Genomic DNA, 897 nt, shown 5'->3' with positions numbered 1-897 from the left:
AAGGTCGCCCTGAGCGGCCTCTCGAAGCAGGACTACATCACAAAATGCCTCCTCGAGTCCAATTTCACGGTGAGCGCGACGGTGAGGATGAGGAAGGCTCTGAGGGAGCAGGTCGGCCTCATCGTCGCCGAGCTGAGGCGCATCAGGAGCTCTGCTGAGATGCCCGATGAACTCCTCGAGTCCCTCGAGGCACTCTCCTCGTTCGCCGGCTCCTTCACTCCCGAAGAATCGCCCGTGGAAGCCCAAGACATGCTCATCAAGAATCTCGGCCGTCCGAAAGGAACGGGACACACTAACGGAAAACTACGCGAAGGAACGGAGAACCCCGATGATTAAGGACACCTTCACCCACAAGTCTGCGAACATTTGCCAGGAAACCATCGTCGACATCATGCGCGAGGAGGCGGCGCTCGCGGGCAGCGAGAGCCATAAGCGCACGCCCCTCCCCCTCGTCGAGCTTGCCGCCAAGCATGGCAAGGGACTAGTCGTCGACTCCGGGAAGCCGATCCGCTTCCACGCGCTCGACTGCTGGAACTCCGTGGGAAACAAGCTCGCTGTGACACCGGGTGCTCGTAGCGACGAGGCCCGCTTCCTCGAGGGAAGCCTTGCCGCGGCCGGCTGCGATGTCTACGTTGATTCGTTCTTCGACGTCGTCCTCGACAACTGGAACGTGCTGGGAAACTACACGTACACGTTCCGCGCGCTCGCCGACATCGTGGAGATGAGCGCTGGTTGGCCCGACGATTGTGTCTGCCGCACCGAGCTGGAATGCTGTCTTAACGAAATCATCGGGGCCCGCGATGAGTAAGAGCGCCAAGGTCATGAGTCTTCGGCTCCCGCCCGACGACTACCGTCGCCTGCACGCCTACGGCGTCTCAAAGGGACTGACCGATAGCG

At 61.2% G+C, this 897-nt stretch carries 2 protein-coding genes; both read left to right on the top strand.

The window, feature by feature from the left end:
* On the top strand, positions 1–336 hold a 336-nt coding region (locus ACT84W_RS08670), incomplete at its 5' end, for a hypothetical protein (protein ID WP_444328921.1).
* Complete coding sequence (locus ACT84W_RS08665) at positions 329–808, top strand: hypothetical protein (RefSeq protein WP_444328920.1); 480 nt, start codon at positions 329–331, stop codon at positions 806–808. The genes ACT84W_RS08670 and ACT84W_RS08665, both read left to right, overlap by 8 nt.
* The last annotated feature ends 89 nt before the right edge of the window (positions 809–897 follow it).

The organism is Paratractidigestivibacter sp., assembly GCF_052362415.1.
In the GTDB taxonomy this organism is placed as follows: Bacteria; Actinomycetota; Coriobacteriia; order Coriobacteriales; family Atopobiaceae; genus Paratractidigestivibacter.
The sequence above is the reverse complement of the archived record's forward strand: the minus strand, read 5'-3'. Positions and strand labels throughout refer to the sequence as shown.

What these genes read in the sequence shown, in the direction of transcription:
- ACT84W_RS08665 (WP_444328920.1), top strand. Translation starts at nt 329, where the DNA reads ATGATTAAGGACACCTTCACCCACAAGTCTGCGAACATTTGCCAGGAA.